The sequence below is a fragment of the Methylobacterium gossipiicola genome (genome assembly GCF_900113485.1).
GTDB classification, from domain to species: Bacteria; Pseudomonadota; Alphaproteobacteria; order Rhizobiales; family Beijerinckiaceae; genus Methylobacterium; species Methylobacterium gossipiicola.
This window is the reverse complement of sequence record NZ_FOPM01000069.1, coordinates 1-1,478: the sequence shown is the minus strand read 5'-3', so window position 1 is coordinate 1,478 and position 1,478 is coordinate 1. Positions and strand designations below refer to the sequence as shown.

The 1,478-nt window shown below is 64.0% G+C and carries 2 protein-coding genes and 1 tRNA gene; 1 reads left to right on the top strand and 2 read right to left on the bottom strand.

Annotated elements, in window-relative coordinates; genetic code table 11:
- Window positions 1–88: 88 nt before the first annotated feature.
- Window positions 89–298, bottom strand: a complete 210-nt coding sequence (locus BM249_RS21840; protein ID WP_177232488.1) for an Arm DNA-binding domain-containing protein — start codon at window positions 296–298, stop codon at window positions 89–91.
- A 98-nt stretch (window positions 299–396) separates the two neighbouring features.
- Here BM249_RS21840 and BM249_RS21835 point away from each other — a divergent pair.
- Window positions 397–501, top strand: a tRNA-Ser gene (locus BM249_RS21835).
- On the opposite strand, the gene BM249_RS21035 is transcribed toward BM249_RS21835, so the two are convergent.
- Window positions 472–1,386: a recombinase zinc beta ribbon domain-containing protein gene (locus BM249_RS21035; RefSeq protein ID WP_244528903.1), complete on the bottom strand. Its 915-nt coding sequence runs from the start codon at window positions 1,384–1,386 to the stop codon at window positions 472–474. The genes BM249_RS21835 and BM249_RS21035 overlap by 30 nt on opposite strands.
- Window positions 1,387–1,478: the final 92 nt, after the last annotated feature.

Sequence of the window (1,478 nt, the reverse complement as noted above, 5' to 3'; positions counted from 1 at the left end):
CGCCACGCGCTACGAAAAGACCGCCGCCAGCTTCACCGGCGTCCTCTGCCTCGCAGCCGCCCTCGATTGGCTCAAGCGATGACACGCCCTAGACGGTCATTTTTCCATAGGCGCCGATCGTCACTTTCCGGAGCGGAGAGTTCCGGCCGCCGGTCCGGTACATGACAATGAATGAGCGGGCGCCGGTCGGACGGACGCGCACCCCGAAGCCCTTCAATTCGCCGTCCCAATGGACGAACTCCGCCTCGCGGGGCTGCAAGCCGTCAACGATGCGCTTGCTGATCCGAGGGGCTTGCATGGGGATGGTCCTCGTGTCCGGGGTAGCACCAAGGTAACACGCTTGGGGTAGCTCCCGGAAGTCGCAGTCCATCCGATCCGGCGATAAATCGAGTCTGAGCAGTGACTTAGAAGGGCGGCGCAATCGCTGTAAACCGCTATCCACTTGCGTCCCTAGCCCTCCGAAGGCAAAGGTCACACGTTCGAATCGTGTCGGGTGCGCCATTTCAGTACAGAACTACGAACCGCAAACGCCGCCGTTTTCCCGCTCGAAGCGGCGACAAGGCTTTGAAGCAGGTCCGACTTCCTTCCCATGATCCGAACCTCGTCATCGGCGACCTCGACGCGCTGGGCGAATGCACGCAGGTGATTCCGCCGATAGCCGTATCCTTCGATCCGCAGGCTGCTGCGCGCGGCTTGCGAAAGAGCGTCGATCATCTCCGGCGTTACGGCCCGATCGCCCGAGCCGTCGAGCGTCATTCCTATCCGCTCGGCGTCGGCCGTAGCCTGGTCGCGGATCGCTTTCAGACTGGCGATCCGGTCTTTCAGTCCCACGTCGTCCAGCGCCGCGACGCCTGATTCGATCGCGTCGTAGAGCCGGTTGAGGCGCTGGTCAGTTTCGGTGATCCGCCGGTTCAAGTCTGCCAGAAGTTCGCGGCGGCGCTCGGTTCGCTCCTGCCGGCGATCAAGAAGGCTCGACAGTATCGTCCCCAAACGCTTCGGTTGGAGCAGGCGTTGTTCGAGATGGCTCGCGACCAGATGGTCGAGCTTGTCCATGCGGATCGAGCGTCCTTCGCAGCCGGTCTTGCCCTGCCGCGCCTTGGTCGAGCAGGTGTAATAGGTGTACTGCCCGTCATTGCCCTTGCCGGTGCGCAGGGGCATGGCACCGCCGCACTTCGCGCAGAAGCAGATGCCGGCCAGCAGCGTCGGGCCGCTCGTCACGCGCGCGGACACCAGCATCGGATTGCGGGATTTGAGACGCGCCTGAACGGCGTCAAACGTCTCCCGCTCGATCAGCGGCGGCACTACCATGAGCGCGACCTCGGCTTCTGGCTTCTTGTCGCGGTCCTCATGCGAGCGCGTGTTGAAGCGGTGCTCGCCGACATAGATTGGGCGCTGCGCAAGGGGCGGACCTACGGCACCGTCGTCGTCGATCTTGAACGCCGCCGCCCGCTCGATCTGCTCCCCGACCGCTCGGCCGA

Coding starts and splice junctions, on each gene's coding strand:
- BM249_RS21840 (WP_177232488.1), bottom strand. CDS start 298: ATGCAAGCCCCTCGGATCAGCAAGCGCATCGTTGACGGCTTGCAGCCC.